The sequence below is a fragment of the Bartonella sp. TT110JLCBS genome (assembly GCF_042193405.1).
GTDB lineage: Bacteria > Pseudomonadota > Alphaproteobacteria > Rhizobiales > Rhizobiaceae > Bartonella.
The window spans coordinates 1-1,267 of the sequence record NZ_JBHILT010000106.1 but is presented as its reverse complement, the minus strand read 5'-3'; the positions used below and the strand labels follow the sequence as shown (position 1 = coordinate 1,267).

At 34.7% G+C, this 1,267-nt stretch carries 1 protein-coding gene; it reads left to right on the top strand.

Features of this window, described 5'->3' with window-relative positions; translation table 11 throughout:
- A partial coding sequence (locus ACFILW_RS09790) for a type ISP restriction/modification enzyme (protein WP_375685728.1) occupies nucleotides 1-1,267 on the top strand: 1,267 nt, incomplete at both ends.

Here is a 1,267-nt window from a genome sequence, read left to right as displayed (position 1 = left end):
AGGTGATAAGAAACCTCATAGTAAAAAACTGTTTGAGATTTATTCTTGTGGTCTAAAAACCAATCGTGATGCTTGGGTATACAATTCAAGCCATGAAATTTTAGCTAAAAACATAAGTAATATGATTGCCTTCTATAACAGTGAAGTAAAGCGTTTTAATAATGCTTATGGACATGTTGATCGTAAAACACTTACAAAAGTTGTAGACAATTTCGTCAATACAGATGCCAGAAAAATCAGTTGGAGCCGTGCTCTTAAACAAGATTTAGCAAAAGGAAAGATTTTTAAATTTGAAGCTACATGCCTTATGCAAAGTTTATATCGTCCTTTTACACAACAGTGGCTCTATTACAATCGTGCCTTTAATGAAATGGTTTTACAAATGCCGCGAATATTTCCGATAGGGGAAACGGTTGAAAATATGGTAATACAAATTACAGGTATAGGAGCAAGAAGATTTTCTGTATTGATGAATAAAGCCTTACCTAGTTTAGATGCAATAGAAAAAGGTCAATGCTTTCCAAGATATTTTTACGAACACACTCCAGTTTCAAAGAGTAAAAATAAAAACCAATCCCTTTTATTTACAAACTCTATAGAAGAAAGCACAACAGCTGGTTTACAAAGGCGTGATGCCATTACTGATGAGGGACTAGAACATTTTAAAGCCGCTTATCCTAATCAAACCATAACAAAAGATGATTTGTTCTATTATGTTTATGGGATTTTACATTCGGAAGATTACCGTGCTCGTTATGCTGATAACCTCTCTAAAGAATTGCCTCGTATCCCTTGTGTAAAGAATGCTGAAGATTTTTGGAAGTTTGTAACAGCTGGGCGTGAATTGGGTCATTTGCATGTAAATTATGAAGATGTGGAACCTTATCCCGTGACCTTTAAAAAGGGTAATCCAAAATTTACAGAGATCTCTAATCCTGAGAAATTCTATTACGTTACAGAAATGAAATTCGCAAAAGCAGGTAAAGAAAAAGATAAATCAACTGTTATTTACAATAGCAATATCACAATGACAGATATACCTAAGGAAGCTTATGCGTATATCGTTAATGGTAAACCCGCTCTTGAATGGGTTATGGGGCGTCAATGTGTAAAGACTGATAAAAAGAGTGGCATTGTTAATGATGCCAATCGCTATGCTGTTGAAACCATTGGCAACCCTGCCTACCCTTTAGAGTTATTTCAGAGGGTTATTACCGTAAGTTTAGAGACAATGAAAATCGTTAAGAACCTACCAAAACTAGAAATT